At 68.3% G+C, this 2,099-nt stretch carries 2 protein-coding genes; both read right to left on the bottom strand.

Translation table 11 applies throughout. The features are described from left to right. Positions 1 to 802 (bottom strand): PucR family transcriptional regulator (locus tag J7E68_RS09660; protein ID WP_215172067.1); only part of this gene is annotated, 802 nt, incomplete at its 3' end. Between the two features lie 31 nt (positions 803 to 833). Next, positions 834 to 2,099, bottom strand: a 1,266-nt coding sequence (locus J7E68_RS09655; protein WP_396652496.1) for a transketolase-like TK C-terminal-containing protein, incomplete at its 5' end; no start/stop codon positions are given.

Here is a 2,099-nt window from a genome sequence, read left to right as displayed (position 1 = left end):
GTGCGCTCTGGCTGGCGGCGACGAGGGCCGCGACGGCGGGGCCGAGCACGACATACCCGGGGCCGAAGGAGTGCTCGAGGCGCGAGGCGATCTCTTCGAAGCCGAGTTCTTCCTCTTCGCCCTCGGCGAGTTCCTGTCCGGCGATGCGCGCGCGACCGATGACGAGCACGAGACGCGAGCCCTGCACGCCGATGAGCACGTCGACGGCGAGCTTTCGCGCCGTGCGGCGCACCAGGTCGACATCGAACTGCGGGGGAGTCGTGCCCACGAGCACTGCGACCTCACCGTGGCCGTGCCAGCCGAGGGCAGCGATCCGGCTCGGAAGCTCTTCGTCTGCCTCGCCCGTGAGGATGGAGTCGACGACGAGGGCTTCGAGCCTGGCATCCCAGAGCCCACGCGCCTCGGCGGCGCGGGCGTAGACGTCGGCTGCGGCGAAGGCGACGTCGCGAGAGTAGAGCAGGATCGCCTCGCGGAGATCCGCGCCCTTGCCGGCGACCCGCTCTTCGGTGACCTCGACGGTGACGCGGATGAGCTGCAGCGTCTGCTGCAGGCTCACGCTGCGAAGGAGCTCGCGCGGTGCCGCAGCGAAGATGTCGGCGGCGATCCACGGCGTCGACGTCGGGTCCTCGTACCACTGGATGAACGAGGTGATGCCGGCCTGGGCCACCAGCCCGACCGCAGAGCGGCGGGCTGGTGGCATGTCGGCGTACCAGGGGAGGGTGTCCTCGAGGCGTTTGATCGTCACCGAGGCGATGTCACCGGAGATCCGGCGCAGCCAGGTGAGCGTGGCGGACTTGTCCATGCCGCGCGAAGAGGAACCCGTCACCGATGGCTCAGCTTTCGCCGCCCGCGTTGCCGCTGGTGCCGGCGTTCACGTCGTGCAGGCTGTACTTCTGGATGGCCTGCGCGGCGAGAGAACGGTCGACGACCCCGTCTTCGGCGAGCGACTGCAGCGTGCGGACGACGATCGACGGGCCGTCGATCTTGAAGAAGCGACGAGCAGCGGCGCGTGTGTCGGAGAATCCGAAGCCATCGGCGCCGAGCGTCGCGAAACGCTGCGGAACCCACGGACGGATCTGGTCCTGCACGGCGTGCATGAAGTCGCTCACAGCGACGACCGGACCTTCGGCGCCCTGCAGCTTCTGCGTGAGGTACGCGGTGCGGGGCTCTTCTTCCGGGTGCAGGAAGTTGTGCTCGTCGGCGGCGAGACCGTCGCGGCGCAGCTCGGTCCAGGAGGTGACCGACCAGACATCGGCGATCACGCCCCAGTCGTTCTTCAGCAGCTGCTGCGCCTCGAGGGCCCAGGGGAGTCCGACACCCGATGCGAAGAGCTGGGCGCGGGGGCCCTCGCCCTCGCCGACCGAGATGCGATGGATACCGCGAACGATGCCGTCGACGTCCACATTCTCAGGCTCGGCGGGCATGACCATCGGCTCGTTGTAGAGCGTGATGTAGTACATGACGTTCGGGTCTTCGTGGTTGCCGCCGTACATGCGCTCGAGACCCGAACGCATGATGTGCGCGATCTCGTAGCCGTAGGCCGGGTCGTACGAGACCGTCGCCGGGTTGGTGGCGGCGAGCAGGTGCGAGTGACCGTCGGCGTGCTGCAGGCCCTCACCCGTGAGGGTGGTGCGACCGGCCGTCGCGCCCATGATGAAGCCTCGGGCCATCTGGTCACCCGCGGCCCACTGCGCGTCGCCGGTGCGCTGGAATCCGAACATCGAGTAGAAGAGGTAGATCGGGATCAGCGGCTCGCCGTGCGTGGCGTAGGAGGTGCCCGCCGCGGTGAACGCCGCGAGAGCGCCCGCCTCGTTGATGCCGACATGCACGATCTGGCCCTGCGGGCTCTCCTTGTAGGCGAGGAGGAGCTCGCGGTCGACCGACGTGTAGTGCTGGCCGTTCGGGTTGTAGATCTTCGCAGACGGGAAGTACGCGTCCATGCCGAACGTACGAGCCTCGTCGGGGATGATCGGCACGATGCGGTGGCCGAAGTCCTTCGAGCGCAGCAGGTCTTTCAGCAGACGGACGAACGCCATGGTCGTGGCGATCTCCTGCGTGCCCGAGCCCTTCTTGGGCAGGGCGTACGCGGTGTCGTCGGG

It is taken from the genome of Microbacterium sp. ISL-103 (assembly GCF_018613995.1).
Classification (GTDB): Bacteria; Actinomycetota; Actinomycetes; order Actinomycetales; family Microbacteriaceae; genus Microbacterium.
Note: the sequence above shows the minus strand (reverse complement) of the source record. Positions and strands in the feature narration are given on the sequence as shown.